This is a genomic window from Methylocaldum sp. GT1BB (assembly GCF_051027545.1).
In the GTDB taxonomy this organism is placed as follows: Bacteria; Pseudomonadota; Gammaproteobacteria; order Methylococcales; family Methylococcaceae; genus Methylocaldum.
This window is the reverse complement of the sequence record NZ_CP194902.1, coordinates 4,118,397-4,143,804: the sequence shown is the minus strand read 5'-3', so window position 1 is coordinate 4,143,804 and position 25,408 is coordinate 4,118,397. Positions and strand designations below refer to the sequence as shown.

General features: G+C 63.1%; 29 protein-coding genes, 1 tRNA gene, 1 pseudogene and 1 riboswitch. Of the genes and pseudogenes, 27 read left to right on the top strand and 4 right to left on the bottom strand.

The genetic code is table 11. From position 1 onward, the window contains the following. The first annotated feature begins 563 nt into the window (after positions 1-563). Together ACR2TX_RS19825 and ACR2TX_RS19820 are read left to right on the top strand one after the other, a co-directional pair. Positions 564-911, top strand: a complete 348-nt coding sequence (locus ACR2TX_RS19825) for a hypothetical protein (RefSeq protein ID WP_086132748.1) — start codon at positions 564-566, stop codon at positions 909-911. A gap of 16 nt (positions 912-927) precedes the next feature. After that, complete coding sequence (locus tag ACR2TX_RS19820; protein WP_276205407.1) at positions 928-1,059, top strand: hypothetical protein; 132 nt, start codon at positions 928-930, stop codon at positions 1,057-1,059. On the opposite strand, the gene ACR2TX_RS19815 is transcribed toward ACR2TX_RS19820, so the two are convergent. Next, the gene (locus ACR2TX_RS19815) at positions 1,032-1,256 is read right to left on the bottom strand and encodes a hypothetical protein (RefSeq protein WP_077731397.1); all 225 of its coding nucleotides are present in this window, start codon (positions 1,254-1,256) and stop codon (positions 1,032-1,034) included. The genes ACR2TX_RS19820 and ACR2TX_RS19815 overlap by 28 nt on opposite strands. Positions 1,257-1,461: 205 nt before the next feature. On the opposite strand from ACR2TX_RS19815, the gene ACR2TX_RS19810 reads away from it, so the two are divergent. Further along, complete coding sequence (locus ACR2TX_RS19810) at positions 1,462-1,881, top strand: hypothetical protein (protein WP_077731396.1); 420 nt, start codon at positions 1,462-1,464, stop codon at positions 1,879-1,881. 69 nt (positions 1,882-1,950) lie between these two features. Here ACR2TX_RS19810 and ACR2TX_RS19805 read toward each other — a convergent pair whose 3' ends face one another. After that, positions 1,951-2,085, bottom strand: a complete 135-nt coding sequence (locus ACR2TX_RS19805) for a hypothetical protein (RefSeq protein ID WP_276205406.1) — start codon at positions 2,083-2,085, stop codon at positions 1,951-1,953. Positions 2,086-2,342: 257 nt separating this feature from the next. Here ACR2TX_RS19805 and ACR2TX_RS19800 point away from each other — a divergent pair, with 257 nt between their 5' ends. After that, positions 2,343-2,558, top strand: a complete 216-nt coding sequence (locus ACR2TX_RS19800; protein WP_086132749.1) for a hypothetical protein — start codon at positions 2,343-2,345, stop codon at positions 2,556-2,558. Between the two features lie 11 nt (positions 2,559-2,569). Further along, positions 2,570-2,731, top strand: a complete 162-nt coding sequence (locus ACR2TX_RS19795) for a hypothetical protein (RefSeq protein ID WP_156881934.1) — start codon at positions 2,570-2,572, stop codon at positions 2,729-2,731. Positions 2,732-3,182: 451 nt separating this feature from the next. On the opposite strand, the gene ACR2TX_RS19790 is transcribed toward ACR2TX_RS19795, so the two are convergent. Continuing rightward, a tRNA-Val gene (locus ACR2TX_RS19790) sits at positions 3,183-3,257 on the bottom strand. A gap of 305 nt (positions 3,258-3,562) precedes the next feature. On the opposite strand from ACR2TX_RS19790, the gene ACR2TX_RS19785 reads away from it, so the two are divergent. From ACR2TX_RS19785 to ACR2TX_RS19690, 20 genes and pseudogenes are all read left to right on the top strand, one after another. Further along, on the top strand, positions 3,563-4,357 hold the full coding sequence (locus ACR2TX_RS19785; RefSeq protein ID WP_434130579.1) for a DNA/RNA non-specific endonuclease: 795 nt from the start codon (positions 3,563-3,565) through the stop codon (positions 4,355-4,357). Between the two features lie 266 nt (positions 4,358-4,623). Then, a riboswitch (cobalamin riboswitch) is annotated at positions 4,624-4,848 on the top strand. 247 nt (positions 4,849-5,095) lie between these two features. Then, on the top strand, positions 5,096-6,955 hold the full coding sequence (gene btuB, locus ACR2TX_RS19780; RefSeq protein ID WP_347259127.1) for a TonB-dependent vitamin B12 receptor: 1,860 nt from the start codon (positions 5,096-5,098) through the stop codon (positions 6,953-6,955). A 218-nt stretch (positions 6,956-7,173) separates the two neighbouring features. Further along, positions 7,174-7,761: a hypothetical protein gene (locus tag ACR2TX_RS19775; RefSeq protein ID WP_156881878.1), complete on the top strand. Its 588-nt coding sequence runs from the start codon at positions 7,174-7,176 to the stop codon at positions 7,759-7,761. Positions 7,762-7,773: 12 nt separating this feature from the next. After that, entirely contained in the window at positions 7,774-8,379 is a 606-nt protein-coding gene (gene cobO, locus ACR2TX_RS19770; protein ID WP_077731376.1) for a cob(I)yrinic acid a,c-diamide adenosyltransferase, read from the top strand. 13 nt (positions 8,380-8,392) lie between these two features. Then, complete coding sequence (gene bluB / locus ACR2TX_RS19765; RefSeq protein ID WP_156881880.1) at positions 8,393-9,133, top strand: 5,6-dimethylbenzimidazole synthase; 741 nt, start codon at positions 8,393-8,395, stop codon at positions 9,131-9,133. A 66-nt stretch (positions 9,134-9,199) separates the two neighbouring features. After that, the gene (locus ACR2TX_RS19760) at positions 9,200-10,486 is read left to right on the top strand and encodes a cobyrinate a,c-diamide synthase (protein ID WP_434130578.1); all 1,287 of its coding nucleotides are present in this window, start codon (positions 9,200-9,202) and stop codon (positions 10,484-10,486) included. After that, positions 10,483-11,289 (top strand): cobalamin-binding protein, encoded by an 807-nt coding sequence (locus ACR2TX_RS19755; RefSeq protein ID WP_434130577.1) that lies wholly within the window; start codon positions 10,483-10,485, stop codon positions 11,287-11,289. The genes ACR2TX_RS19760 and ACR2TX_RS19755 overlap by 4 nt, the downstream gene beginning before the upstream one ends. After that, on the top strand, positions 11,286-12,203 hold the full coding sequence (gene cbiB, locus ACR2TX_RS19750) for an adenosylcobinamide-phosphate synthase CbiB (RefSeq protein ID WP_434130576.1): 918 nt from the start codon (positions 11,286-11,288) through the stop codon (positions 12,201-12,203). The genes ACR2TX_RS19755 and cbiB overlap by 4 nt, the downstream gene beginning before the upstream one ends. Beyond that, positions 12,196-13,179 carry a threonine-phosphate decarboxylase CobD gene (gene cobD / locus ACR2TX_RS19745; RefSeq protein WP_434130575.1) on the top strand — a complete coding sequence of 328 codons (984 nt, stop codon included), beginning with the start codon at positions 12,196-12,198 and terminating at the stop codon, positions 13,177-13,179. Before cbiB ends, cobD begins: the two co-directional genes overlap by 8 nt. Beyond that, a complete protein-coding gene (locus tag ACR2TX_RS19740) occupies positions 13,176-13,856 on the top strand; it encodes an adenosylcobinamide amidohydrolase (RefSeq protein ID WP_434130574.1) in 681 nt (226 codons plus the stop codon). The genes cobD and ACR2TX_RS19740 overlap by 4 nt, the downstream gene beginning before the upstream one ends. Next, on the top strand, positions 13,853-15,328 hold the full coding sequence (locus ACR2TX_RS19735; protein ID WP_434130573.1) for a cobyric acid synthase: 1,476 nt from the start codon (positions 13,853-13,855) through the stop codon (positions 15,326-15,328). The genes ACR2TX_RS19740 and ACR2TX_RS19735 overlap by 4 nt, the downstream gene beginning before the upstream one ends. Continuing rightward, positions 15,325-15,846 carry a bifunctional adenosylcobinamide kinase/adenosylcobinamide-phosphate guanylyltransferase gene (cobU, locus tag ACR2TX_RS19730; protein WP_434130572.1) on the top strand — a complete coding sequence of 174 codons (522 nt, stop codon included), beginning with the start codon at positions 15,325-15,327 and terminating at the stop codon, positions 15,844-15,846. Before ACR2TX_RS19735 ends, cobU begins: the two co-directional genes overlap by 4 nt. Next, a complete protein-coding gene (gene cobT / locus ACR2TX_RS19725; RefSeq protein WP_434130571.1) occupies positions 15,843-16,901 on the top strand; it encodes a nicotinate-nucleotide--dimethylbenzimidazole phosphoribosyltransferase in 1,059 nt (352 codons plus the stop codon). The genes cobU and cobT overlap by 4 nt, the downstream gene beginning before the upstream one ends. A gap of 164 nt (positions 16,902-17,065) precedes the next feature. Next, on the top strand, positions 17,066-17,497 hold the full coding sequence (locus ACR2TX_RS19720) for a GIY-YIG nuclease family protein (protein ID WP_434132517.1): 432 nt from the start codon (positions 17,066-17,068) through the stop codon (positions 17,495-17,497). 82 nt (positions 17,498-17,579) lie between these two features. Then, positions 17,580-18,155, top strand: a complete 576-nt coding sequence (locus tag ACR2TX_RS19715; protein ID WP_156881887.1) for an alpha-ribazole phosphatase family protein — start codon at positions 17,580-17,582, stop codon at positions 18,153-18,155. Continuing rightward, positions 18,152-18,898: an adenosylcobinamide-GDP ribazoletransferase gene (locus ACR2TX_RS19710; RefSeq protein ID WP_434130570.1), complete on the top strand. Its 747-nt coding sequence runs from the start codon at positions 18,152-18,154 to the stop codon at positions 18,896-18,898. Before ACR2TX_RS19715 ends, ACR2TX_RS19710 begins: the two co-directional genes overlap by 4 nt. Before the next feature lie 99 nt (positions 18,899-18,997). After that, complete coding sequence (locus ACR2TX_RS19705; RefSeq protein ID WP_434130569.1) at positions 18,998-20,227, top strand: PQQ-dependent sugar dehydrogenase; 1,230 nt, start codon at positions 18,998-19,000, stop codon at positions 20,225-20,227. Between the two features lie 167 nt (positions 20,228-20,394). Further along, positions 20,395-20,765, top strand: a pseudogene (locus ACR2TX_RS19700) (cupin domain-containing protein). A gap of 118 nt (positions 20,766-20,883) precedes the next feature. Further along, positions 20,884-21,084 carry a glycosyl hydrolase family 65 protein gene (locus tag ACR2TX_RS19695; RefSeq protein WP_086132992.1) on the top strand — a complete coding sequence of 67 codons (201 nt, stop codon included), beginning with the start codon at positions 20,884-20,886 and terminating at the stop codon, positions 21,082-21,084. An 81-nt stretch (positions 21,085-21,165) separates the two neighbouring features. Beyond that, positions 21,166-21,906 (top strand): hypothetical protein, encoded by a 741-nt coding sequence (locus ACR2TX_RS19690; RefSeq protein ID WP_156881889.1) that lies wholly within the window; start codon positions 21,166-21,168, stop codon positions 21,904-21,906. A gap of 11 nt (positions 21,907-21,917) precedes the next feature. On the opposite strand, the gene ACR2TX_RS19685 is transcribed toward ACR2TX_RS19690, so the two are convergent. Further along, positions 21,918-22,940 carry an HlyD family secretion protein gene (locus ACR2TX_RS19685; protein ID WP_086132990.1) on the bottom strand — a complete coding sequence of 341 codons (1,023 nt, stop codon included), beginning with the start codon at positions 22,938-22,940 and terminating at the stop codon, positions 21,918-21,920. A gap of 80 nt (positions 22,941-23,020) precedes the next feature. Here ACR2TX_RS19685 and ACR2TX_RS19680 point away from each other — a divergent pair, with 80 nt between their 5' ends. Next, the gene (locus ACR2TX_RS19680; RefSeq protein ID WP_077731361.1) at positions 23,021-23,629 is read left to right on the top strand and encodes a TetR/AcrR family transcriptional regulator; all 609 of its coding nucleotides are present in this window, start codon (positions 23,021-23,023) and stop codon (positions 23,627-23,629) included. After that, on the top strand, positions 23,619-25,052 hold the full coding sequence (locus tag ACR2TX_RS19675) for an efflux transporter outer membrane subunit (protein ID WP_434130568.1): 1,434 nt from the start codon (positions 23,619-23,621) through the stop codon (positions 25,050-25,052). Before ACR2TX_RS19680 ends, ACR2TX_RS19675 begins: the two co-directional genes overlap by 11 nt. Positions 25,053-25,408 lie beyond the last annotated feature (356 nt).

Below are 25,408 nucleotides of genomic sequence, written 5' to 3'. Positions count from 1 at the left end.
GCCTGCCTGAGGCGGGGGGCGCCCGAAGTCTGCCCAGAAGCGGACGAAGGGGGCGGAAAAGCCCTGGCTCGGGGGCAGAAAGGCCGGACAGACCGGCGGAAAACCCGATTTCCCGCCCAAAAAAAGCCTTCCGGGGAGGGGTAAGGGGAAAGATCGGGGAGTTTTTCACCATCCTGTTAGGTGCTATCGGTGTTTACAAGCCGCTCACCAAGCGGCATGAGCTGGCCAATGTCTGGTCTCCAAAAGTCAGCGCAGTGGCCGGCATGTACCGGCCATCAGTTATCCACGGCATAACCACTCGCAACCTTCCACCGCCCGTCGTCATGCGTGTCATGGTTAAGCCAATACGATCAATCCAAATCCCGATTCATCACTTAGGTATCTGACTCGGGCCCTTGAGATTCTCAAGCGCCTGTACAGAGGCTTATGACCAAAACGAGGTTTAAAAATCACCGACCACAAATTTGATGAGCGTATCGCCGAAGCCGAAGCCAGGCACGAAGAAGCAATGAAGGCGCGTCAGGAACACGACGCCATTCTCAAACGAGCGGTTTCGTTCCTCGATGCGTGCCAAGCCGACCTTGACGCAAGTTGAAGGCGCCGTCTATGCGGCGATCAAGGCCGGTGACGAAATCGACCTGCAAAGCCTTGTCGTGCGCCGGCTTGAACTGGCGGCGATCATAGATGCCATGCCTCGGGTGCTGAAGCAGTTGACCGACGAACTGACCCCGCTTGCTCAGGCCGTGGGGTTTGCTGCAAATCGTGTGATCGATCTTCCGGAAGAGAAAGCGCATTGCGAACTCGTTGAAAAAGTGACTGCCCTGAGTGCAGCCGGCGACAGCGATAAGACAATGCGCGAAAAGCTCAATCTCTCGCCGCCCGAATTGGACCTGGCGTTGGGGCGGGCATGACGGGAGGAATTCATCGATGAACCTAAGACAGCGCTTGGCGCGCCTGGAGGCCGCGCGGTCGTTGCAAAACGTCGAGCCGCCGCCCACCGATTGGGATGCGCTGTTCGAGAAATTCATTCGTCATCTGCCGCCGGACGTGGCCGCCTGACATCGTTTATCGCCCTGCCACAGTTCCAGCGGTTCGGGTGCGGGCGGGTTGTCGGGCCCCTTGTGAGCTTCACCCATGCGCTGCTCGATGAATGCCTGAATCTCGCCGACCAAATGCGCCGGCACCCGCATGGTGACCGTCTCGCAGTTCCATTTCCGTTTCCGGCCGGCGCCGGACCGCTTCCCTCCGCGTGTCATGTTCGTACCTTGTGATTTCGTGACGGAATCAGTCTATCCCGACCATTTGATTCTGTCACGGAATCATTCAACCGTGCCGAACCTTGCATTCCACCGATTCTGGCCTAGGCTGAAAGGACCGCTCCCTCCGTTGGGTGATAAATTGCAAGCGGTAGCCCGGCTAAGGTGACGGGCGGGATCTATGAAAAAGAAAAGGAGAATGACCATGAGCAGCAACACCAATCCGACAGGATGTGGTTCCATCAACACGCAGGTGTACGAGTTCACCACAAGTGACGCGGGGAAAACGTCGGGCACGGCCTACGGCAATCTGCCGTTGGGCGACCCCAACGGCTCACAGGTGTCGATCAACGGCACCACCGACCTGTCCCAGATCATCGTTGGCAACAACGGGGCGTGTGTCATGTCGATCGTTTACCAGTACTTCGACGGGATCGCCCGCAAGTCGGCCATTTATGTCTTCGGCCAGGGGCCAAAGGGAATGGGGTCAGGGAGTCTCCACATGAGCTTCGTCACGTCGCAGGACACGCACACGTTGTCGCTGACGAGTTCGACCCCGTCGTGCCACGACGACAAATTCGAGGACATGAACGCCATCACGCAGATCACCTGGAAGTCGGATTAACCAGCGGTCCGAGCTGACCATCAACTTCTTGACGGAACAGTGAACTAGGACCTATACGTCGTATAGGTCCTACATGTCCTGAGTCATCATCGCCCGCGCATGTTCGTAGGAGTGGACCGCAAAGCGTGGCGCGCGCTTTTCGCGGCGCAGCTCGGGTGGATGCTCGATGCGACCGCCGATCTTACCGACGTTTGTTGATTTCAAAGGTCTTTTCAGCGGACCTTGACTCCCCCGACCCGCCCGGCGTCTGCTGGACGCACTACTAAACAGAAAGCGGACCCCGAACCCGTAAGCCTTGCGGTTTTTTTGCGCCTTGCGAAAGGCGAGCACCGATTTATGGTGCGGTCGATACGGTGAGATAAGCCGGGAAACCGGACGAATAAGCCGAGCAGTCTGTGTGCTGTAGTTGAGGCCGTGCCACCCTCATTCTGGTGGCGCTCGTTCAACTGGAGCAATTCACCATGTCAAACGAATCCCACACCACCCACGACCCCGCAAGCACGGCTGATGCGCTGGAAGAGGCGCGGGCCATGCTCGATTTGTTGCGATCGGCAGTTGCAGCGTCCGACGGCTGGACGCAGACAACGGTTTTCGGAGCAAACAAGCTGCTCGATGAAGTCGATTCCCGGATCGAGCGGGCCGAAAAGCTGATATTCGAACCGGTGGGATCAGATTGAAGGGGGAACTCATGAAAGCATCGCTCAAATCCGAATGCCAAGCCGTGGCGCACACGCTGGTCATGACAAGTACCATGCTGGCCGTTGTCGGTGCTGCAATAGACGATTATGTTGCACACGCTGAGGCTGAGCGAACCATGGATTTGCCAGACGTTGAAAGGGGCACGGGCTAGCGGAAATCGTTGGAGTGGCGCGAAACAGGTTGTTGGAATCCGCTGATTTCCTGGAGAGCATAAAAGAGCTTTTGCGTGATACGCCAAAACCCGCCGACGATTGATCGAATCATCGGCGCCTGGGGTAACCCCGCTTTAATCGAGTACGCGCCAGCGATTAGCGGACTTTATTACGTAATCCGCGACATCGCGCAGCGAGTCCAAAAGGCCGGCGAACTGATTAAGGAACTCCGGGATTCTGAGCGGGAGCTTGCCGCTTGCCGATCCTGAACGGGAAACCTTCGAGCGACAACCCGGTTCGCGAAAGCGGCCGGGTTTTTTGTTGCCGTGGCGAAATCAAATGGTCGTCACCGTGGCATTTTTGGAGCCTGGGAAGCAGGGGTCTTTAGAAGTGGATTTGAGTGCTCACCCCTGCCGAGTACCGGGAATCTGATCTAAGTTATTGAATCTATGGTGGGCGGTGCAGGGTTCGAACCTGCGACCCCTGCCGTGTGAAGGCAGTGCTCTCCCGCTGAGCTAACCGCCCGCCGGTCGATCGGTTCCTTGAAAAGATCACAATTTTCGCCGCGGCTGTCAATGCCCGGTAGGGCGTGTCTAAGCCGTTAAAGAAGCTCTGATTAAGTCCTTCGACAGGCCTGTCCTGAGTGAAGTCGAAGGGCTCAGGACAGGCCCTTCGGCAGGCTCAGGATAGGCTTGTCGAAGGCTCTCCTGAGCCTGTCGAAGGGGTATGAACGGAATCCGCTTGTTCGGAGCTTCCTTAACGGCCCTTTCCAAGAAGGTTCGATCGTTCCACGCGGTTTTGATAGACTCCGCGCTTTTTTGTTCCGAGCCATGAGACGTCTTGCTTTACTGCCCCTGATCTTCTCCGCGGTGCTTGCCGCTTGTACCGGTGTTCCCCGTGGCGGCGTCCCTGCGTACCCGGCGTTGCGCGCCGATAAGACGGCCGTCCCGCCGACCGAGATTCACCGCGAAGGAAACCTGCTCCGCCTCGACTACGAAGGCTTCACGGTATGGATCGACTGCGAGAAGCGCGGCGCGGTGAAATTCCGCTACAACGCCCAGCGCGACGACGGCAGCGAGCCTCGCGCCGACCACTTCAAGATTGATCCCTACGTGCCGAAGGAATGCCAGCAAACCAGCGCGAAGGGTTACGGCCACGGCTACGACCGCGGGCACCAGGTTCCGGCCAACCATCTCGATGCTTCGGCGGTGGCGATCCGGCAGAGCAACTTCATGACCAATATCCTGCCGCAGACTTCCCAGATGAATCGCGGTGCATGGAAGCTCACCGAGGAAATCGTCGAGTGCTATCGGGATATCGACGAGCTATTGGTGATCGGCGGGGTGATCTGGGGACACAATCCCGCCGACGACTATTTCGTGAAATCTCACGGCGTGAAAACGCCGGACGCTTTTTGGAAGGTGATCGTGCGCGGGGACGGCCGGGCTATCGCGTGGATCGTGCCGAACACGAAGGATGCGGTCGAAAAGGAACTCGACCGCTATCTCGTGACCGTTGCCGATGTCGAACGCCTGACCCGAGAGAAATTGCCGGTTGCCGGCGACGCACGGACCACGAAGCCGAAAGGGTCATGGGTAGTACCGATCGGGTGCGACAAGGGGTAGGGCGTCCACGGTGCGGCTCATTATATTTCGTCAGCTCCCATGCTCCCGCTTGGGAGCTATATCGGGAAGCTCTGGCTTCCCGAAACCGGACGCGCGCTGAGAAGCAGGAGCTTCTCAAGACGGGTTCCCAAACGGGAGTTCGGGAACCAGCACACCAGATGGATTTCTGGGATTCCTTCGTTGTCCCGGCTTACTTTTGCGACACCCTGCCGTGTGCCGATTGTTATGCCATTCACTTTTTATTGACGCCTTCCCGTCCATCGATTAACCTGCCGACCGCTTCAGGTGTCCCGGCGAGCTCTACGGCCGGGATTAAACGGGAAGCCGGTGCGTTCCTGACTCATGAGGAACAAGGCCGGCGCTGCCCCCGCAACGGTAAGCGAGTTGAGGAACAGCACAATGCCACTGCGCTTTTAGAGCGCGGGAAGGCGCTGTTCCGGGGAGGACCCCCGCTCGCGAGCCCGGAGACCGGCCTGAAGCCAGGTCGGCATCGCGGAGGGCGACGCCTGGATGGCCTTTACCTAGGACAGGACTTATGCATTCAGCTCCTTCTCCAGACGGGAGGGGGAACTCTAAGCGCTTCCGGTAAATCCTGTAGAAATACATCCTTGTATTTCACCCCGCAGGGCAAGCCTCCGGTCGTTCGATCGGCCTCCCGGACTAATGCGTCCGCGGCTTCCTCCGTGTGCTTTGCGCAATCCTATCCCGCGCGGGTGTGCTCGGGGGAAGTCATCGAACATGAAAATCGAAAACCGCTGCCTAGAGGCGGCATTGCTGTTTTTTTGTCTGCCGTCGGTCCGTGCCGACGATGCCTATCTTTCCCGGCTCGAAACCGTTACCGTTACCGCCACTCGAACGGAGCGGAGCGTCGAGGAATCGCTGGCCTCGGTCACCGTCATCGACCGCGACGAAATCGAGCGCCGGCAGGCGCAGTCCGTGCAGGAGGTCCTGCGTGGCGTGCCCGGCCTGTCGATCGCCAACAACGGCGGTCTGGGAAAGTCCACTTCGGTGTTCCTGCGCGGAACCGAATCCGGTCATGTGCTGGTACTGATAGACGGCGTCCGCGCCGGATCGGCCACTACCGGAATCACGGCCTTCCAGGACATCCCCATCGACCAGATCGAACGCATCGAGATCGTCCGTGGGCCGCGCTCCAGCCTGTACGGTTCGGAGGCGATCGGCGGGGTGATCCAGATCTTCACCCGCAAGGGCGGCGAGGGTTTCAAGCCTTACCTGAGTTTCGGCGCGGGCAGCCATTCGATGTACAAGGCTACCGGCGGCGTATCCGGGGGCAACGACCGGGCGTGGTACAGCCTGAACGGTTCGCGTTTGGAAACGCGCGGCTTCAACGCATGCGCCGGGCGGCCTTTCAGCTTGGGCGGCGGGGGCTGCTTCACCCGTCAGCCCGACGACGACGGCTATCGCAACACTTCGGGCAGCGCTCGCGCCGGCTACCGCTTCGACAACGGCCTGGAAATCGAGGGCAATCTGTTGCACGCGGAAGGCGAGAACGAGTTCGACGGCAATTTGCAGAACCGCTCGACCTTCGTGCAGCAAATGGTGGGCGGCCGCCTGAAATATTCGCCGTTCGAATTCTGGACCACGAGCCTCAGGGCAGGCCGCACCCTGGACGAGTCGGACAACTTCAGGGATCGGCGGTTCAGCAGCACTTTCGACACTCAGCGGGTCAACGTCACCTGGCAGAACGATTTCGCGTTGGCCGAGGGGCACCTTTTGACTCTGGGGCTGGACTACTACAACGATCAGGTCGACAGCACGACCGACTATGCCGTGGATTCGCGCGACGACAAGGCCGGTTTCGCCCAGTACCAGCTGACCCTGGGCGGATTCGACGCGGTATTGGGTACGCGCGTCGACGATAACGAACAGTTCGGCGTCTATCCCACCGGCAATGTGGCCTTGGGCTATGGCTTCGACAACGGCATTCGCCTGAGCGCGTCCTGGGGCAAGGCCTTCAAGGCGCCCACCTTCAACGAACTTTATTTCCCCGGTTTCGGCAATCCGATGCTTGAGCCGGAAACCTCGGAGAGCTGGGAAGTCGGAATCAGCGGACAGCACTGGGACGTGGCCTGGGCGCTCAACGGCTATCACACGGAGATCGACGACATGATCGCCACCGTGTGCGGCCAGGTGAGCTGCTTCGCCGAAAACCTGGACCGGGCGCGCATACTCGGCCTCGAAGCCCAGGCCTCGACTCGGCTGTGGGGCTTCGACATCGCGGCCAATTTGAGCCTGATCGATCCCGAAAATCTGTCCGAAGGAGCCAATAATGGCAATCGGCTGCCGCGCCGCGCGCAGACCATGTTCCGGTTCGACGTGGACCGCTCGGTCGGTCCGGTTCGGGTCGGAACGACCGTTTACGGCGAGGGCCGCCGTTTCGACGATGTGGCCAACACCCAGCGGCTGGCGGGTTACGTGACGGTCGATCTGCGCGCCAGCGTGGATCTGTATCGGGGCTTGTCTCTGGAGGGGCGGGTGGCTAATCTGTTGAACAAGCAGTATCAGACTGCCCGTTTTTTCTATCAGGACGACTTGAATTTCTTCCTGACCGTGCGCTACGCGCCGGATGCCTTGTAATTTCAGCTTTGTAGGGCGGATCAGGCGGTACCCTGCCTTAATCCGCTATTTTCCGGGATCGGCGGGTTACGCGAGGGAGCCTGTCCTGAGCTAAGTCGAAGGGCCTGTCCTGAGCCTGTCGAAGGGCTAACCCGCCCTACATTCCGGGAGCGACTTTTACGACATCCTCGTCGGGGATGAGCGCCCGGCACAACTAACTACAACCATGGAGATCCGACATGCATGACACGACATCGAAGAACGTTTGGTCTATCGCCCTGGGGCTGGCCGTACTCATGGCCGCTACCCGCAGCCACCATTTCGCGAGCATCACTCATTTGCCCGACGCGTCGTGGGCGGTCTTCTTCCTCGCCGGTTTCTATCTGCGCTCGGTCTGGGCTTTCCCGGCCTTGCTCGGGCTGGCTGTGGTCAGCGATTACGTGGCCATTACTTGGTTGGGCGTCAGCGATTTCTGCGTCAGCCCGGCCTACGGATTCCTTTTGCCGGCCTACGCCGCATTGTGGCTGGCGGGCCGCTGGTACGCGCGCCGTTACCATTTCCGGTTCTCCACCCTGCCGTTGCTGGCCTTGGCTCTGGTGACCGGTGCCGCAATCTGCGAACTCCTGACCAGCGGCGGTTTTTACTTCTTCTCCGGGCGTTTTGAGGAAACCAGCTTCGCCGAATTCGGCGCACGGCTGGCCCGATACTTCCCGCATGCGCTGGAAGGCATTGCGCTGTACATCACGGCGGCAATCCTGGTTCATCTGGCCTTCGGCTTGGCCAGACCTGGGCGGTCCGCTGAAGACGACGGACGTCAGGCGCACTGACGCAGGTCCCCCATGTCGGATTCGTCGCGAGAGGAACGCCACCGCCGGCGGATGGCGCGCAAGAAGGCGGTCGTCGACAGCGCCATCGCACTAGCCACGCTGGACAAGGGCCTGCTGTTGGTCCTCACCGGCAACGGCAAGGGCAAGTCCTCTTCCGCGTTCGGCATGGTCGCCCGCGCTCTGGGGCACGGCATGAAGGTGGGCGTGTGCCAGTTCATCAAGGGCCGTTCGGATACCGGGGAAGAGGCCTTCTTCCGGCGGCAACCGGACGTGGAATGGCGGGTGCTGGGCGAGGGTTTTACCTGGGAGACGCAGGACCTCGAACGGGATACCGCCGTCGCCCGCGAAGGCTGGGAAACAGCCCGCGCCATGCTCACCGATCCGGGTTATGGACTCGTGGTTCTGGATGAACTCACCTATCCCCTGAAATACGGTTATCTGGACATCGAGAGGGTGCTGATGGATCTTGCTGCGCGCCCGCCCATGCAGCACGTGGTGGTTACCGGGCGCGGCGCGCCGCAAGGGCTGATCGACGCCGCGGACACCGTGACCGAGATGCGCGATGTCAAGCATGCCTATGGGGCCGGCGTGCGGGCGCAAGCCGGCATCGATCTCTAATGACGGAATACCAATGACGGAACATCGCTACCCGGACGACGACCGTGTCGCGATTTACCGGGTCATCCGGGAACGGCGCGACACCCGCCATTTCCGCCCCGGCGCGATCGATCCGGCGGTATTGCAGCGGCTGCTCGAAGCCGCTCGCTTCGCTCCCTCCGTGGGTTACATGCAGCCCTGGCGATTCATACGCATCACCGATCCGTCGCTTCGCCGCGCCATCCATGCTTTGGTAAGGGCGGAATGCGAAGAGACCGCCGCGGCCTGCGGCGAGCGGGCGGAAGAGGTGCGGCGCCTGAAGCTCGAAGGCATCCTGGAGTGCGGCGAACTGCTGGTCGCAGCGCTGACCGAGGGACGCGAACGTTATATTCTGGGCCGGCGCACGCTGCCGGAGATGGATTTGTGTTCGGTCGCCTGCGCCATTCAGAACCTGTGGCTCGCCGCTCGCGCGGAAGGGCTGGGGATGGGCTGGGTCTCGCTGTTCGAACCGGACGAATTGGCCCAATTGCTGAATCTGCCGGAGGGCGCCCGGCCGGTGGCGGTGCTCTGCCTGGGGCATGTGGACGCCTTCTATCCGGAACCCTTGCTGGAAACGGTAGGCTGGGACACGCGCCGCCCGGCGGAAGAGACCGTTTTCGAGAACGGCTGGGGCCGACCCGCGAAGCTGCCTAAGAGGGTGTGTGAGAAGCGTAGCGAGCGGCCCGAGGGCAAGGAGCCCGGAGCGCAGAAACCGGAGTGTACGAGTGGTACATGAGGACTTCGAGCACCGCGCGACGCCGCCATCGGGTCGCGCAGTAGCTTCTCACACACCCTCTAAGCCATGAGCCGCTGTCCCGCTCTCTTGATCTCCGCGCCCGCCTCGGGCCAGGGCAAGACCACCGTCACGGCGGGTCTCGCCCGGCTGTACGCCCGCCAGGGCCGAAGGGTACGGGTGTTCAAGACCGGGCCCGACTTCCTCGACCCGATGGTGTTGGAGAAGGCAAGCGGCGCGCCGGTTTATAACCTCGACCTATGGATGTGCGGCGAATCTCATTGCCGCCGCCTATTGCACGAAGCGGCCGGCGATGCCGATCTGATCCTGGTCGAAGGCGTGATGGGGCTTTACGACGGCACGCCCTCCAGCGCCGATCTCGCGGTTTTGTTCGGCATTCCCGTCCTGGCGGTGATCGATGCTTCCGCGATGGCCCAAACCTTCGCGGCTGTCGCCCACGGTCTTTCCACGTTTAACAAGGATCTGCCGTTTACCGGAGTTTTGGCCAACCGGGTCGGCAGCGCGGGACATGCGGAATTGCTCCGCGCCGGCTTGCCCGATCCTGCCGTCTGGCGCGGGGCCTTGCCGCGCGAGGCGGATTTCGCGTTGCCGGAGCGCCATCTGGGCCTCCACCCTGCGGAAGAAATCGCCGACCTCGAAGCCCGTATCGACGCCGTGGCCGATGCGCTGGAAGGTACGCCGCTGGCCGAATTGCCGCCGCCGGTGGAGTTCTTGTCGATCGAATCCGAAGTTCCGATCGGCCCGCTGGCAGGCGTGACGATCGCGGTGGCGCGCGATGCCGCCTTCTGCTTTCTCTATCCGGCCAATCTCGATACCTTGCGCGCCCTGGGCGCGAACCTGGCGTTCTTTTCGCCGCTGGCGGATAGCGCTTTGCCCGAAGCCGATGCCGTCTGGCTGCCGGGCGGCTACCCGGAACTGCACCTCGACCGGCTGGCCGCCAACCGGGCCATGAAGGAAGCGCTGCGCAGCCACCATTCGGCGGGCAAGCCCATCCTCGCCGAATGCGGGGGCCTTTTGTATCTCCTGGAAACGCTTGCCGATTCCCAAGGGCATCAGGCCGAGATGGCAGGGCTGCTGCCCGGCCGCTCCGTCATGCAGACGCGGCTGGCCAATCTGGGGCTGCACGGGCTGGAGCTGCCTGAAGGTAGCCTGCGCGGTCATACCTTTCATCATGCCCGGGCGGAGGTGGATCTCGCGCCCTTCGCCAACACCTTTGCCGCGAAGGGCCACGGCCAGCCCGAAGCCGTTTACCTGGACAGGCGCTTGATGGCTTCCTTTTTGCATCTTTACTTTCCATCGAATCCCGCCGCCGTGGCGGCTCTTTTTGCGTCATGAATCCGAAACTGCTGCCGGAACGCATCGTCTGCCTGACCGAGGAAACCACGGAGACGCTCTATTTATTGGGCGAGGAACACCGCATCGTCGGCATTTCCGGATTTACCGTGCGGCCGCCGCGAGCGCGCAAGGAAAAGCTCAAGGTCTCCGCCTTCACCAGCGCCAAAATCGACAAGATCTTGGATTTGCAACCCGATTTGGTGCTGGGTTTTTCCAATCTGCAGGCGGATATCGCCCGCGACCTGATCAAGGCGGGCGTAACGGTGCACGTGTTCAACCACCGTTCGGTGGACGGGATTCTCGCCATGATCCGCACGCTGGGCGCACTGGTGGGGGGTGAGGACAAGGCGCGGGCCTTGATCGATAGCCTTAGCGCGCATATGGAAACCGTACGCCGTGGCGCCGAGTCGCTGCCGGTCCGCCCCAGAGTCTATTTCGAGGAATGGGACCAGCCTCTGATCTCCGGCATTCTTTGGGTGTCCGAACTCATCGCGCTGGCCGGCGGAGAGAACGTCTTCGCCGAATTCGCCGCCCAGCCTCTCGCCGGCAGCCGCATCATCCAAGACCCGCACGAGGTGGTCCGGCGCGCGCCGGACATCATCGTCGGCTCCTGGTGCGGGAAGAAGTTCCGGCCGGAGCAAGTCGCTGCACGCGCCGGCTGGGAGACAATTCCCGCAATGCGCGACGGGGAACTCCACGAAATCAAATCCAGCGATATCCTTCAGCCCGGTCCCGCGGCATTGACCGACGGGCTGGACCAACTGGCCGGCATCGTCCGGCGCTGGGCGGAGAATCGGGCATGACCGCGATCCTGGCCGTGGCCGCCGTGCTGCTGGATGGGCTCTTGGGCGAACCCCGCCGTTTTCACCCCCTGGTGGGTTTCGGGCGGTTGGCGGAAGCGCTGGAAGCCCGGTGGAATTCCTCGCTCGGACGGCAGGGAATCCGTGCACGATTTTTGGGCGTTATTGCGGTTTTGCTGCTGACGGCTCCGTTCACAGTGTTTGCAGCCTGGCTGGAATCCATTCCCATATTCGGCGCCGCGTTCGGCGTTTTGGCGCTGTACGCGGCATTGGGCCTCAGGAGTCTCGGCGAACACGCGGGGGCTGTGCAGGATGCGCTCGCGGCCGGCGATTTGGCCGAGGCGCGGCGTAGGGTGGGGTATATGGTGAGCCGCGACACCGGCGACATGAAATCCGGCGATGTCGCGCGGGCCGCCGTCGAATCTGTGCTGGAGAATGGCAACGACGCGGTGTTCGGCGCGCTGTTCTGGTTCGCTCTGGCCGGCGCGCCCGGCGCGGTGCTGTACCGGCTGGCGAATACCCTGGATGCCATGTGGGGCTACAAGAGCGAACGCTTTTTTTACTTCGGCTGGGCGGCGGCGCGGCTGGACGATGCGCTGAATTATGTTCCGGCGAGGCTGGCGGCGCTGACCTATGCACTCTTGGGCGATGCTCGGCAGGCTTTGTATTGCTGGCGCACGCAGGCCGGTGGATGGGACAGCCCCAACGCCGGGCCGGTGATGGCGTCGGGCGCGGGGGCTTTGCGGCTCGCGCTCGGCGGGCCTGCCCGTTATCGTGGCGAGTGGCATGCACGGCCAGCCTTGGGATACGGATATCCGCCCGGCGCGGCGGACATTCCCCATGCCGTGGCCCTGGTCCGGCGCGGAGCACGGCTGTGGCTGGCCTTGTTTTTTACGGGAGGATTGTTCGGTGCTTGAACACGGCGGTCGTTTGCGTGCCGCGGCTAGGCGGTATGGTATTCCCTTGTCCGACTGGTTGGACCTATCCACCGGCGTCAATCCCGCCGGGTGGCCCGTGCCCGCGGTTCCGGCCGAGGTTTGGGTGCGCCTTCCGGAAGACGATGACGGACTGGAGAGGGCCGCTTCGGCCTATTATGGCTGCGACAGCATTTTTCCCGTGGCGGGCTCCCAGGCGGCGATTCAGGCGCTGCCGGCGCTGCTCCATGCTAAGCGGGTGGGCGTCATCCACCCCGGTTATGCCGAACACGCCCATGCCTGGCGCCGCGCCGGCCACAAGGTGGTCGGGGTTGCGCCGGAAACCATCGCCCGCGGTCCCGGTTCCACGCCCTGGGACGTGCTGGTGGCGATCAATCCCAATAATCCGACCGGCCATCGTTTCGCGCCGGAAATACTTCTGGCCTGGCAGGAGAGGCTTGCAGCGCGCGGCGGCTGGCTGGTGGTGGACGAAGCCTACATGGACCCTACGCCCGAATTCAGTCTCGCCGCCTACTGTCCGCGCCCGGGGCTCATCGTGCTGCGTTCCCTGGGCAAATTCTTCGGACTGGCCGGCATCCGGGTGGGCTTCGTGCTGGCGGAACCGGAGCTGCTCGAACGCTTGGCGGCTCTGCTCGGTCCGTGGGCGGTGGCCGGACCCTCGCGCTGGGTGGCTCGGGAGGCGTTGGCGGATAGCCGCTGGCAGGAAGCCGCCCGGCAACGGTTGCCCGAAAACGCCCGCCAGCTGGCGGATCTGTTGGCCGCCGGCGGCCTCAAGTCCGCCGGCGGCTGCGCCTTGTTTCAATGGTGTCCCGGTGTCAAAGCGGCTCGACGTCAGGAGGCGTTGGCCCGGCAAGGCATTCTGACCCGGCGGTTCGCCAATCCTCCGGGCTTGCGTTTGGGGCTGCCGGGGAGCGCCTCGGCCTCGGAGCGCCTGGCGATGGCCTTGCTCGCGAGATGAATCGAATGAGCGAGGAAACACGCCGCCAGGCGTGTCCTGCTTGCCTGGCCGTGCACCCGACGCTGGGGCAACACCGTTACGGCGGCCGACCGCTGCCCTGCCTGATTTGGCGCTTCGGCTCGCACCGACAGGCGATTTCCTCGGCGGTGTCCGGCGGCGGCTTATCGGTTGTGGGGTGGATACTGAACGCGCAAGTGCCATCCGATTACCGCCGGACCGATCCCGCCGCCCACGTGGCCGAGATCGCCGCCGCCTGCGGCCTTGCCGGCTCCGGTGCCGGATTGCTCACCGCCTGCGATGTGCGCGGCTATCGGCGAGCGAGCGATGGCGAGGTCGCCGCCGACACCACCGTGGGCATCGCTCAGCCGATATGGGCGGCGGCCGATACGCCGTCGGGCGATTACCGGCCGGGTACCATCAACCTGGTTGTGCAATTGCCGGTTCGCTTGAGCGAGGCCGCCCTGGTCAATGCCGTCGCCACGGCGGCCGAAGCCAAGGCGCAGGCGCTGTGGCAGGCGCGCGTGCCGGGGACCGGCACGGCCACCGACGCGGTGTGCGTGCTCTGTCGGTCGGACGGCCCGGCGGAATCCTTCGCCGGACCGCGTTCGGTGTGGGGCGGCAGGCTGGCGCGGGCAGTGTACGCGGCGGTGCTGGCCGGCCTGGAGGTGGATCTATGACGGCCCGAACGCTGATGGTTCAGGGCACCACGTCCGACGCCGGCAAGAGCACGCTGGTCGCCGCCCTGTGCCGCTTGTTGGCCAGGCGCGGCGTGAGAGTCGCGCCGTTCAAGCCGCAGAATATGGCGCTGAACAGCGCCGTCACCGAGGACGGAGGCGAGATAGGCCGCGCCCAGGCGGTACAGGCTCGGGCGGCTGGATTGGAACCTCACACCGACATGAACCCGGTGCTCCTGAAACCCAATACCGACACGGGCGCTCAGGTCATCGTCCAGGGCAGGGCCATCGGCAATCTGGACGCTCAGGACTACCACGCCTACAAGCGCATCGCCCGCCGCGCGGTGATGGAGTCCCACGGAAGGCTCGCGGCCCGGTTCGATGCCATCGTCGCGGAAGGCGCGGGCTCGCCGGCGGAAATCAATCTGCGGGAAGGCGACATCGCGAACATGGGTTTCGCGGAAGCCGTGGACTGCCCGGTGATTCTGATCGCCGACATCGACCGGGGTGGCGTGTTCGCCCATCTGGTCGGCACTCTTGCGCTCTTGTCGGAAAGCGAACGGGCACGGGTGGCCGGCTTCGTCATCAACCGCTTCCGCGGCGACATCGCTCTGCTGCAACCGGGGCTGGACTGGCTGGAGCGGGAGACCGGCAAGCCGGTTTTGGGCGTACTGCCTTATCTCCACGGTCTGCATCTGGAGGCGGAAGATGCGATCGAATCCGGACAGAGAGGCGCGAGCGCCGGGGCTCTGCGGGTGGTCGTTCCGGTCACGCCGCGGATCAGCAACCACACCGATTTCGATCCGCTGCGCCTGCATATGCAGGTCGACCTTCGCTTCGTATATCCGAGCGAGGCGCCGCCTCCCGCGGACCTCGTGATCCTGCCCGGCTCCAAGAGCGTGCGCGCCGACCTATCGTTCCTGCGTACAACCGGCTGGGAGGCTTATCTTCGGCGCCATCTGCGCTATGGCGGTAAACTGCTCGGCATTTGCGGCGGTTTTCAAATGCTCGGACAAGAGATTCACGATCCTTTGGGCCTGGAAGGCGAGGCAGGTTCCCGTGCCGGGTTCGGCTGGCTGGACCTGAGCACGGTGCTGGAGCCGGAAAAGCAGCTCCGCAACGTACGAGGCGAATTGACGCTGGAGAACGCGCCGGTGACGGGTTACGAAATTCATGCCGGCGTGACGAAAGGACCGGCGCTGGAACGCCCTTTCGCCCGGCTGACGGACAGAAACGACGGCGCGTGCTCGGAGGACGGGCAGATCATGGGGACCTATCTGCATGGATTGTTCGAGTCGAACGCCGCGACCGATGCCATTCTCCGCTGGGCCGGGCTGGCCGAGCCGGAAACCCCGGATTACGCCGCTATTCGGGAAGCGGAAATCGACCGTCTGGCGGATGCCGTAGGCGCCCACCTGGACATGAATGCGATCGATCGGATGTTGGACCTGAACCGGCAGGGAGTATACGCGTGAAGGAATTGATTCTGGGCGGGGTTCGCTCCGGGAAAAGCCGATTGGCGGAAAAGCGGGCGGTGGACAGCGGCCTGGCCGTGACCTATATCGCTACGGCACGAGTCGGCGACGAGGGCATGCGGCAACGGGTGGAAGACCATCGGCGGCGGCGCCCGCCCGATTGGGACCTGGTCGAAGAGCCGCTGGAATTGGCCGTAGCCTTGCGCGCCCGCGCGGCGGAAGGGCGCTGCCTGATCGTCGATTGTCTCACCCTATGGCTGACCCAGCTCTTGTGCGAGACCGAGGCGGCGAGGCTTGCACGCGAGCGGGACGCTTTGATCGAAGTGCTGCCCGGTCTTCCGGGACACATCATTCTGATCGGCAACGAAACCAATATGGGCGTGCTGCCGCCGGGGGAACTGAGCCGCCGCTATTGCGACGAGGCCGGCCTGTTGCATCAGGCATTGGCGGGTGTCTGCGACCGGGTGATTCTGACCGTGGCGGGTCTTCCATGGGTGTTGAAGGGGGAAAAACTGTGACCGGGGACATTGCATGGCTGAAAGGACCGGTGGCTCAACCCGACGAGGAAGCCGCGCGCATGGCCGCGGAACGTCAGTCGATGCTCATCAAGCCGCCGGGCGCGCTGGGACGGCTAGAAGCGCTGGCGATCCGGCTCGCCGCCTGGCAGAGAACGTCCAAGCCTTCCGCCGACCGGGTGCGCATCGTCCTGTTCGCCGGGGATCACGGCGTGGCGGAGGAGGGCATATCGGCCTTTCCCCAGTCGGTCACGGCGGCCATGGTGCGCCAGTTCGCACAGGGCGGCGCGGCGGTGAGCGTGCTCGCCCGCACGCTCGGCGCGGATCTGGAGTTGATCGACATGGGCACGGTCGAGAATGCGGGTCCCGTAACCGGCGTGCTGGACCTCCGTCTCGGGCCGGGCACCGCGAATTTCGTGCGCGGACCGGCCATGACCGAACGCCAGTTGGCACAGGCTCTCCGTACGGGCCGTGATGCCGCCGAGCGCGCCCGCTCGGCCGGAGCCCAAATCTTCATCGGCGGCGAGATGGGCATAGGCAACACCACCGCCGCCGCCGCACTGGCCTCGGCCTTGCTCGGCGAGACGGCCGAATCGCTGGCTGGTCCCGGTGCGGGTCTGGGCACGGAAGGCGTGCGGCACAAAGCCGAGGTGATTCGCCGGGCGCTCGCTCTGCATGGTCCGTATCTGGGCAATCCGCTGGAGGCCTTGCGCCGGCTCGGCGGTTTCGAAATCGCCGCCCTCGCCGGGGCCTTCGTCGCCTGCGCGCAGCAAGGTCTGCCGGTGCTGGTGGACGGATTCATCTGCACTGCGGCGGCTTTGACGGCGGAACGGCTGTGTCCGGGAGCCGCCGGCTGGTTTCTCTACGCCCACACTTCGGCGGAACCGGGGCATAAACGGATTCTGACGGCCCTGGACGGGAAGCCCTTGCTTGATTTGGGAATGCGCCTCGGCGAAGGCAGCGGAGCCGCCGCAGCGCTGCCCTTGCTGCGGCTGGCCTGCGCCCTGCACTCGGGTATGGTGACTTTCGAAGAGGCGGGGATTGCGGGAAAGGTATGACAATAAATACAGAGATTGACGGAATCACGCTAACCGCAGCGTCTGAGCCGGCACGGCTTGGCACATATGCGAGTCCTAACGCCGTCATTCCGGCAGGGATTGCCGGAATCTAGGTCACAAGGATGTGTTAGGTTGAGCATATGGAGAAACTTCCTTGTGTGTATATGCTTGCTAGCGGTCTTAACGGCACGCTTTATATCGGTGTCACCTCCAATCTGATCAAGTGCGTTTTCGAACATCGTCAGGAAACAATGGGTGGATTCACCAAACGTTACGGTATTCATGACCTGGTTTGGTACGAAGTCCACGAGACGACGGAAACGGCCTTTTTGCGGGAAAAGCAGCTCAAGAAATGGGATCGGCGCACAAAGCTGCGGCTCATAGAGCAGCAAAATCCGGAATGGCGAGATCTGGCGTTTGATTTGGTCAGTCCCTCCAATCGCAAAACGGTGTCTCCGGGAGCGCCGGAGCCACCCTTCCATGTACACTGGACCCCGGCAGTCCAATCGCAAACGGTGTCTTCGGGAAGGGCGTGGCCGGCGCTCCCGGCCAGGCCGTTTGCGATTGGAAGGGTCATCCCAGCGCTCCTGGGATGACCGTTTGCGATTGGAGCACCGAAGCCACCCTTCCCTGCCGGGGTGACGGCTGTTGTAGATGTCAATGTCCAAAGAGAGACGAATGGTCCACATCGACCTTCTGCGCCACGGCGAAACCGTGGGGGGCACGCGGTTTCGCGGCAGCCTGGACGATCCGCTCACCGACGAGGGTATCCGGCAGATGGAATGCGCCGTGGCAAACGCGGGACCCTGGGATGAGATCGTCACGTCGCCCTTGTCGCGCTGCGCCGCGTTTGCGGAAAGCTTGGCTTTAAAACTGAGGGTTCCCCTGGCAATCGACGAACGGCTCAGGGAGATCCATTTCGGCGACTGGGAGGGGCGCAGCTATGCCGAGCTGATGGCCACGGCACCGCTTGCGCTGACCCGTTTTCTCGGCGATCCCCTCCGGCACCCGCCGCCCGGTGCGGAGTCGGTGGAGGCATTCCGGGAGCGGACGCTCGATGCGCTTCGGGACCGGCTGACGCCGCACAACCTGGGTCGCCGTCTGCTGCTCGTCACCCATGGCGGCGTGATCCGCGTGATGCTCTGTCATGCGCGGCAATGGCCGCTCGCCCGTTTGCTCGAAATCGACGTGCCGCACGCCTCGCTGCATAGCCTCTGCGGGAGCGGGCAGCGTTGCGAGGAGGTGCGTCCATGAGCGAGCTCAGACCCCTTTTGATCGCTCTTCAGTTCCTGACCCGGCTGCCGGTGCGTCTGGATGCGCCGCCGGATGGCGCGGCGCTGGGCCGTTCGCTGCTGTTTTATCCCTTGGTCGGCTTGGGTCTGGGGCTGACGCTCGCGGTATTGGCCCAGTTCTTGACCGGGGTCGGCGGTTGGTTGCCTGCGGCGATCGTGCTGACGGTGTGGGTGGCCTTGACCGGAGCCCTGCATCTGGATGGACTCGCGGATAGCGCCGACGCCTGGGCTGGGGGCTTCGGCGACCGGGAGCGCACCCTCGCGATCATGAAGGACCCGCGCAGCGGCCCGGTCGCCGTGGTCGTGGTGGTGCTGGTTCTTCTCCTCAAGGCTGCCGCGCTGGAACCCGTCATGGCCCGGCACGACTGGACAGCCCTCGCGCTGGCGCCGGTGCTGGGTCGCGCCGCGCCGCTGCTGCTGTTTCTCAGCACGCCCTATGTGCGCCCCGGCGGTCTCGGTTCCGAGCTGGCGCGGCATCTGCCGCGCCGGGGCGGCACACTGGTGTTGTCCGCGACCCTCGCCGGCATCCTGCTGGCTGTCGGCGTACGCGGTACCTGGCCTTTGCTTGCAACCGGCGCCTTGTTTTGCTGGCTGCGGCTGTCGATGATCCGGCGCGTCGGCGGAACTACCGGGGACACCGCCGGAGCGACGATAGAACTCACCGAATGCGCGGTTCTGGTCGGTCTGGCTCTGGCCGGTGGTTAGGGGCGCATAGCGACCGGCGAACGCACCGGTGGAACGGCGCACTTCTTATTGTCTCGCCGGTCTCAAGAATGAAATCATCCGGCAAAGGAGGGCCGATCCATGCAGACTTTCCGCACCGCATTCATCTCGATGATCGCTTTGGCTGCCGCGGCGGGCAGCGGCGGGGCGCAGACGTCCGGCGGGGCGGGCGCCTGTCCGCCGATCGAGACACGCCCGCCCAACGTGCCGGACCAGCGCCCGGCGTTTCCCGGCCAGACCCGAGCTTGCGCGATCGAATCGAATGTCGCTTTCGACGTCGTCGTGCTCATGAAAGGACTGGAGAAACCGTGGGCCGTGGAACCGCTTCCCGGCGGCGACTTGCTGGTCACGGAAAAGCCCGGCCGCATGCGGATCGTCTCGGCCAAGGGCGAACTGGGGCAGCCGATCGCCGGCGTGCCGGCGGTCGACGCGCGCGGCCAGGGGGGATTGCTCGACGTCGCGCTGAGCCCGAACTTCGCGGCCGACCGGACGATCTACTGGAGTTACTCCGAACCGCGGCGCGGCGGCAACGGCACCACCGTTGCCCGCGGCGTGCTGTCCCCCGACCGGCGGAGCCTGGACCAGGTTCGGGTGATCTTTCGGGCGCTGCCGACCTACGACGGCGACAAGCACTACGGTTCGCGGCTCGCCTTCGGTCCGGACGGCATGCTGTACGTGACGACCGGCGAACGCTGGGATGCGGAGACGCGCAAGTACGCGCAGCAGCTCGACAGCCATCTGGGCAAGGTCCTACGGATCAACCCGGACGGCTCGGCGCCGAAGGACAATCCCTTCGTCGGCCAGCCCAACGCGCTGCCCGAGATCTGGACGCTAGGCCATCGCAACATCCAGGCCACGGCCTTCGATCCGGAAGGACGGTTCTGGGTGGTCGAGCACGGCGCTAAGGGCGGCGACGAGCTGAACCTGATCGTCAAGGGCAAGAACTACGGCTGGCCGCTGGTAGCCTACGGCGAGGAATACTCGGGCGAGCCGATCCCCGGCGCGGTGACGGCCCGTCCCGGTTTCGAGCAACCCGTCTATTACTGGGACCCGGTGATCGCGCCGTCCGGCGCGCAGTTCTACACGGGCGATGCCTTTCCGGCGTGGCGCGGCAGTCTTTTTACCGGCAACCTCAAGGACGAGCGGCTGGTGCGCGTCGTCCTCGTGAACGACCGGGTGAAAGGCGAAGAGCATCTCCTGGCCGACCGGCGCCAGCGCGTGCGCGACGTACGGCAGGGTCCGGCCGGGGAATTGTATGTCGTCACCGACGAGAGCAACGGCGAACTGTGGAAGATCGTGCCGAAGCGATAAGGTCGCAGCGAACCACGCAAATCGGCAGACCGCCGCAAAAGGGTACGCTTCGCTGACCCGATCGGCCCAGCGCCAATTCGGACCGCGCCGCTCAATCATTCGGCCGCGGTGTGGCCTGACCTCTCATTGAAGCGTCGTCTCGTTGCAAACATTCGTGGAGGAATCTGATGATCGGATACGTAACCAATATCGAGCAGGATACGCTCGCAAACCAGGGCTACCGGCGCGTGCTCTACACCGGTCGAATACGCAACTGGTGCTGATGACGCTCCAGCCGGGCGAGGAAATCGGGCTCGAGACGCACGCGGGGCACGACCAGTTCATGCGCATCGAATCGGGACCCGGCGTGGCCGTGCTAAACGGCGAGGAGCACCCGTTGAGCGATGGCGTGGCGGTGGTGATTCCGGCGGGCGTCGAACAGAACGTGATCAATACCTCATCCGACCAGCCGCTCGGGCTGTACACGCGCTACAGCCCGCCCGAGCATCCCGACGGCACCGTGCACCGAACGAAGGCCGACGAGTCCGCAGAACACTGAGATCGGCATTCGAGTGCCGAGATGAGCACTGCCGGCCCCATCATCACCCTTTTGCCGGTTATAACCGGCTGCGGACCGATATCGCCGGCCGCGTGTTCGGGGGCGATGTCCTCAGCAATTGCCCGACCAATTGGCGCGCCTCGACCTGCGCATCCGCTATCGAGGCCACACGCTCGATTTGCATCTGACCCGCGACGCTCTAACCGTGCACGGACGCGAGCCCGGTATCGCGCCGATCCGCCTGGCATTCAAGGATGAAGTACACGACTTCCCCGGCGGCAGCACGCACGTTTTCAGGCTCGGCGGCGCGGGACAGTGACGGATAGGCACGCCGTCCGCACTCCGCGGGTAGGAGCGCTTTCAAAGCACAACATGAAGTCCGTGTCACACCGAGCAGTCCATGTTTCGATCAGTTTTCCTACTTTTTGCCGTTGCAATTTTGGCATTTTCGAGCGCCGCTCCTTCTGCGGAGGAGATGCGCGCCGATCCGGATAACTATAAGCGGCAGATTTCCCGCCTAAAACCCGGAGATATTTTGCTTTTCAGCCCGGGCGTTTATCGGCAGGGAATTTTCATCGATGGGCGCAACGGGAGACCCGGAAAGCCGATCACGTTGGCAGGGATCGGAGGGCGCCCGATATTTCTGGCGAGGCCCGGCCAAGACACCGTCGTGCTACACGACTCCAGCTATATCACGCTTCGCAATCTGGAAATCGACGGAAGGGGAGTGATGGTCAACGGCGTTCAGGCTTCGGGAAATTTCGCCCATCACATCGTCCTGGAAGATTTGCTCATCCACAATCTCGGGCGACATCAGCAGTTGGTCGCGATCTCATCGAAATGCCAGGCTTGGGACTGGCAGGTTCGCCGCAATATCGTGATCGGTGCCGGGACCGGCATGTACTTCGGAAATTCGGATGGGAATCATCCTTTTTGGGGCGGCCTGATCGAAAACAATCTCATCATGAACACGATCGGCTACAACCTGCAGATCAAGCATCAGAACCCGAGGCCCAGGCTTCCCGGAATGCCGCTGGAATGGCCGGTTCCGCGGCGCATACTCGGCCGCGGGACGCAATCCGCGCTGGAGCCCTGCGCTCGAACTCAGGACGCCGGTGCGGTAAATTCCGGCCGTGCCTGACGGGGCAAGCGCTAGCGCACTTTGACCTTGACCACGGTGGAAAGGCCCGGCCTCAGCCGGCTCAGGTCGGTGCCGGGCCGGAACAGAATTTTTACCGGTATGCGCCTAACGATCTTGGTGAAGTTGCCGGTGGCGTTTTCCGACGGCAGCAGGCTGAATTCCGACCCGGAAGCCGGCGCGAAACTATCCACCGTCCCTTCGAACCGAATGTCGGGGTAGGCATCGACTTGGATGTCCACCGGTTGCCCCGGTTGCATGTGTCCGATTTGGGTTTCCTTGAAGTTGGCTTCCACGAAGAGCCCGTCGACCGGAACCAGATAGCCGAGTACGGTGCCGGGCTTCACGAGCTGGCCGACCTGCACGCTGCGATTGCCGATGATTCCGGCGAAAGGCGCCGTAATATGGGTGTTGGCAAGATCGATACGGGCCAGGTCCAGCGCGGCTTGAGCCGCCTGCAATCTGGCCCGGGTTTCGCCGATCTGGGCGTCCAGGGAGGCCAACTGGCTTTCCGCTTCCAGCCGTGACGAACGGTATTTCTCCCGTTGCGCGGCGGCCTGCTTATAGGCGGCTTCGGCAACATCGCGGGTTTGGGCCGACACCGCGCCGTCCGCCGCCAAATGGCCGAATCGCTTCAAGTCCTTTCCGGTCCGTTCCAGGTCGGCTTCAGCGGCGGCGATGTTGGCTTCTTCCTGACGGATCTTGGCGCTCTGTGCGCGCATGTCGGTTTCCAGGGTCTGGATGCGAGCCGTTTCCACCATGACTTGGGCTTCCGCCTGGGCAACCCTGGCGCGGAAGTCGTGGTCGTCGATCACGACGAGAAGATCGCCCGGCATCACCTTCTGGTTGTCCTGGAACAAGACTTCCTTGACGTAGCCCGTCTCTTTGGGACTGATCAGGCTGATGTGCGCCTTGAGATAGGTGTTGTCGGTAGTCTCGAACGGATGGATCGCCTCGAGCCAATACACGATGCCGGCCGCAGTCGAAACGATGAGTGTCAGGAGGACGAGGATGGTTTTTGACGAGGGGAGGCGCATGGGCTTCGATTGCTGTACTACACGGTGTAGTTTAGTCTAGTCGCCGGTTCCACTTCAAAGCAATTCGTCCGAGCAGGATCATGACTACAATCCCCAATCCAAAACGACAGGCCATACTAGATGCGGCCAAGCGCACGTTTCTCGCAAGCGGTTACAGCGGAGCCAGCATGGAAGCCATCGCCGAGGCCGCGCCGGTATCGAAGCCGACGCTCTACAGTCATTTTCACAGCAAACAGGAACTGTTCGCCGCCGTGATCGGCGAACAATGCGAAGCCTTGCTGAGCACCCTTTCCCGTGCTCAGACCGAGTCGCTCGGTCCGGCAGCCGGCCTGAAAGCCATCGCCGGCGCTTTCGTCGATCTCATCTATTCCAACGAGGCCTTAAATCTCTATCGCCTGATCATCGCCGAGCAGCAGCATTTTCCGGAACTGGGCGAGCTGGTATACCGCTCCGGCCCGGAGCCGATATTGCAACGGCTCTCGGTTTATCTCGGCGAACTGCGCGGGCGCGCCGCTTTGCAAATCCTCGATGTGAACAGATCGAGCCGATCGCTATTAGGAATGCTGCAAGGCGATGAACATTTACGCTGCCTTTTGGGTTTGCAGCCGGGCTTGAGCGAGGCCGAAAAGGAACACCTTATCGAGGCCGCCGTTTCGCTGTTCCTCAAGGGACATGGTTATGACGCCTAAGCTGGGCTGGCTATGCGTGCTGATCGGCTTGGCCGGATGTACCGTCGGACCCGATTACCGGAAACCCGTGCCGGCCGTCCCGGATCGCTGGCAGGCCGGAAAGGAGGCGACCGCCGATCTGAAGCTGATCGACCCGGAGACTTTGAAAACCTGGTGGAAGAGCTTCGACGATGCGCGGCTGAGCCGTTTGATGGAACAGGCCTTGGGGGGCAACCTGGACCTCAAGATGGCGCTGGCCCGCATCGGCCAGGCCAGGGCCGAACGACGCGGCACCCGCGCGGAATTGTTCCCGACCGTCGATGCCGCGGCGGGCGCCCAGCGCGCCGACAATCCCTTCCCCGGCCTTGCGCCCGGTATCCGTTACAACTTATTCGAGCTGGGGTTCGACGCTCTGTGGGAAATCGATCTATTCGGCCGTCAGCGGCGGCGGCTGGAAGCGGCATCCGCCGACCTGGAGGCGGCGCAGGAGCAACACGCCCAAGCTCTGGTGACGCTGACGGCCGACCTGGCGCGCAGCTATATCGAATACCGCAGCCTGCAAAACCAGCTCGGCATCACCCGCGCCAATCTCGATGCGCAGCGCCATACGCTGAAGCTGACGAAGCGGCTGTTCGACGAAGGCGTGGGGACACGGCATGACGTGGTGCGGGCACGGGCTCAGACCGAGACCACCGAGGCGCAGATTCCCGCCCTGGAGGGAGAGTTGACTGCCGTTCTTCGGCAACTGGAACTGCTGGTGGGGCAGCAGCCTGGTTCCCTGGCGGCCGAGTTGAACGAGGGTGGGGCCGTCCCCGTGGCACCGGGGCGGGCGATCCTGGCTTCCCCTGCGGAGACGATCCGCCATCGCCCCGATCTCCGCATCGCCGAACGCCAACTGGCCTCCGCCACTGCCATGCAAGGCGCCGCGATCGCGGAGCTGTTTCCGAAAATCTCGCTATCGGCTTTTTTAGGGCTGCGTAATACCGACATCGAAAACCTGTTTAAATCGGCGGCTTTCTCCTACAGTACAGGCGCCAATCTTTTGCAGCCGCTGCTCAACTTCGGACGCATCCGTGCCGGTATCGATTTGGCCGAAGCGCAGCAACAAGAAGCCTATTTCGCCTTTGAAAAGGCGGTGCTCGAAGCGCTTCGGGAAACGGAAACCGCGCTGACCCGGTACCTCAAGGAGGAGGCGCGGCGGCAGACCTTGGCACGTTCGGTGGCGGACCTGCGCGAATCGGTTCGGTTGTCCCAGTTACGCTATAACGTCGGCGTCATCTCGTTTTTGGACGTCCTGGATGCTCAGCGCGCTCTTTATGTCGCCGAAATCGAGCTGGCCCGGTCCGAAGCGGGGGCTTCCACGAATCTGATCGCGGTGTACAAAGCCTTGGGCGGCGGCGCAAACTCGCGGCCGCCACAGCCGGAAACCATTCAGGGGAAATGATGAATTGGAGCGTTTTCGGAAATGGCGGACAGTCGTGGGAGCGGGCTTTAGCCCGCGATCGAGCGCCGGAGTCGCGGGTTAGACCATTTCATACCTGCTGTACGGGCACTCGCGAGTAGGTCGGGAATCCCTTCCCAATCGCAAACGGGCCTTTAATCGGCCCCTTCCAATCGCAAACGGACCTTTAGTCGGTCCCTTCCAATCGCAAACGTCGCTTTAGTCGCGACCTTCCAATCGCAAACGGTCATCCGGGGAAGGGCCTGGCCGGGAGCGCCGAAGCCGCCCTTCCCGACGGTGCAGTTGGGCCAATGGGTTCGTCGGCAAAGGATTGCCGACCTACAAATGCTTGAATCAAT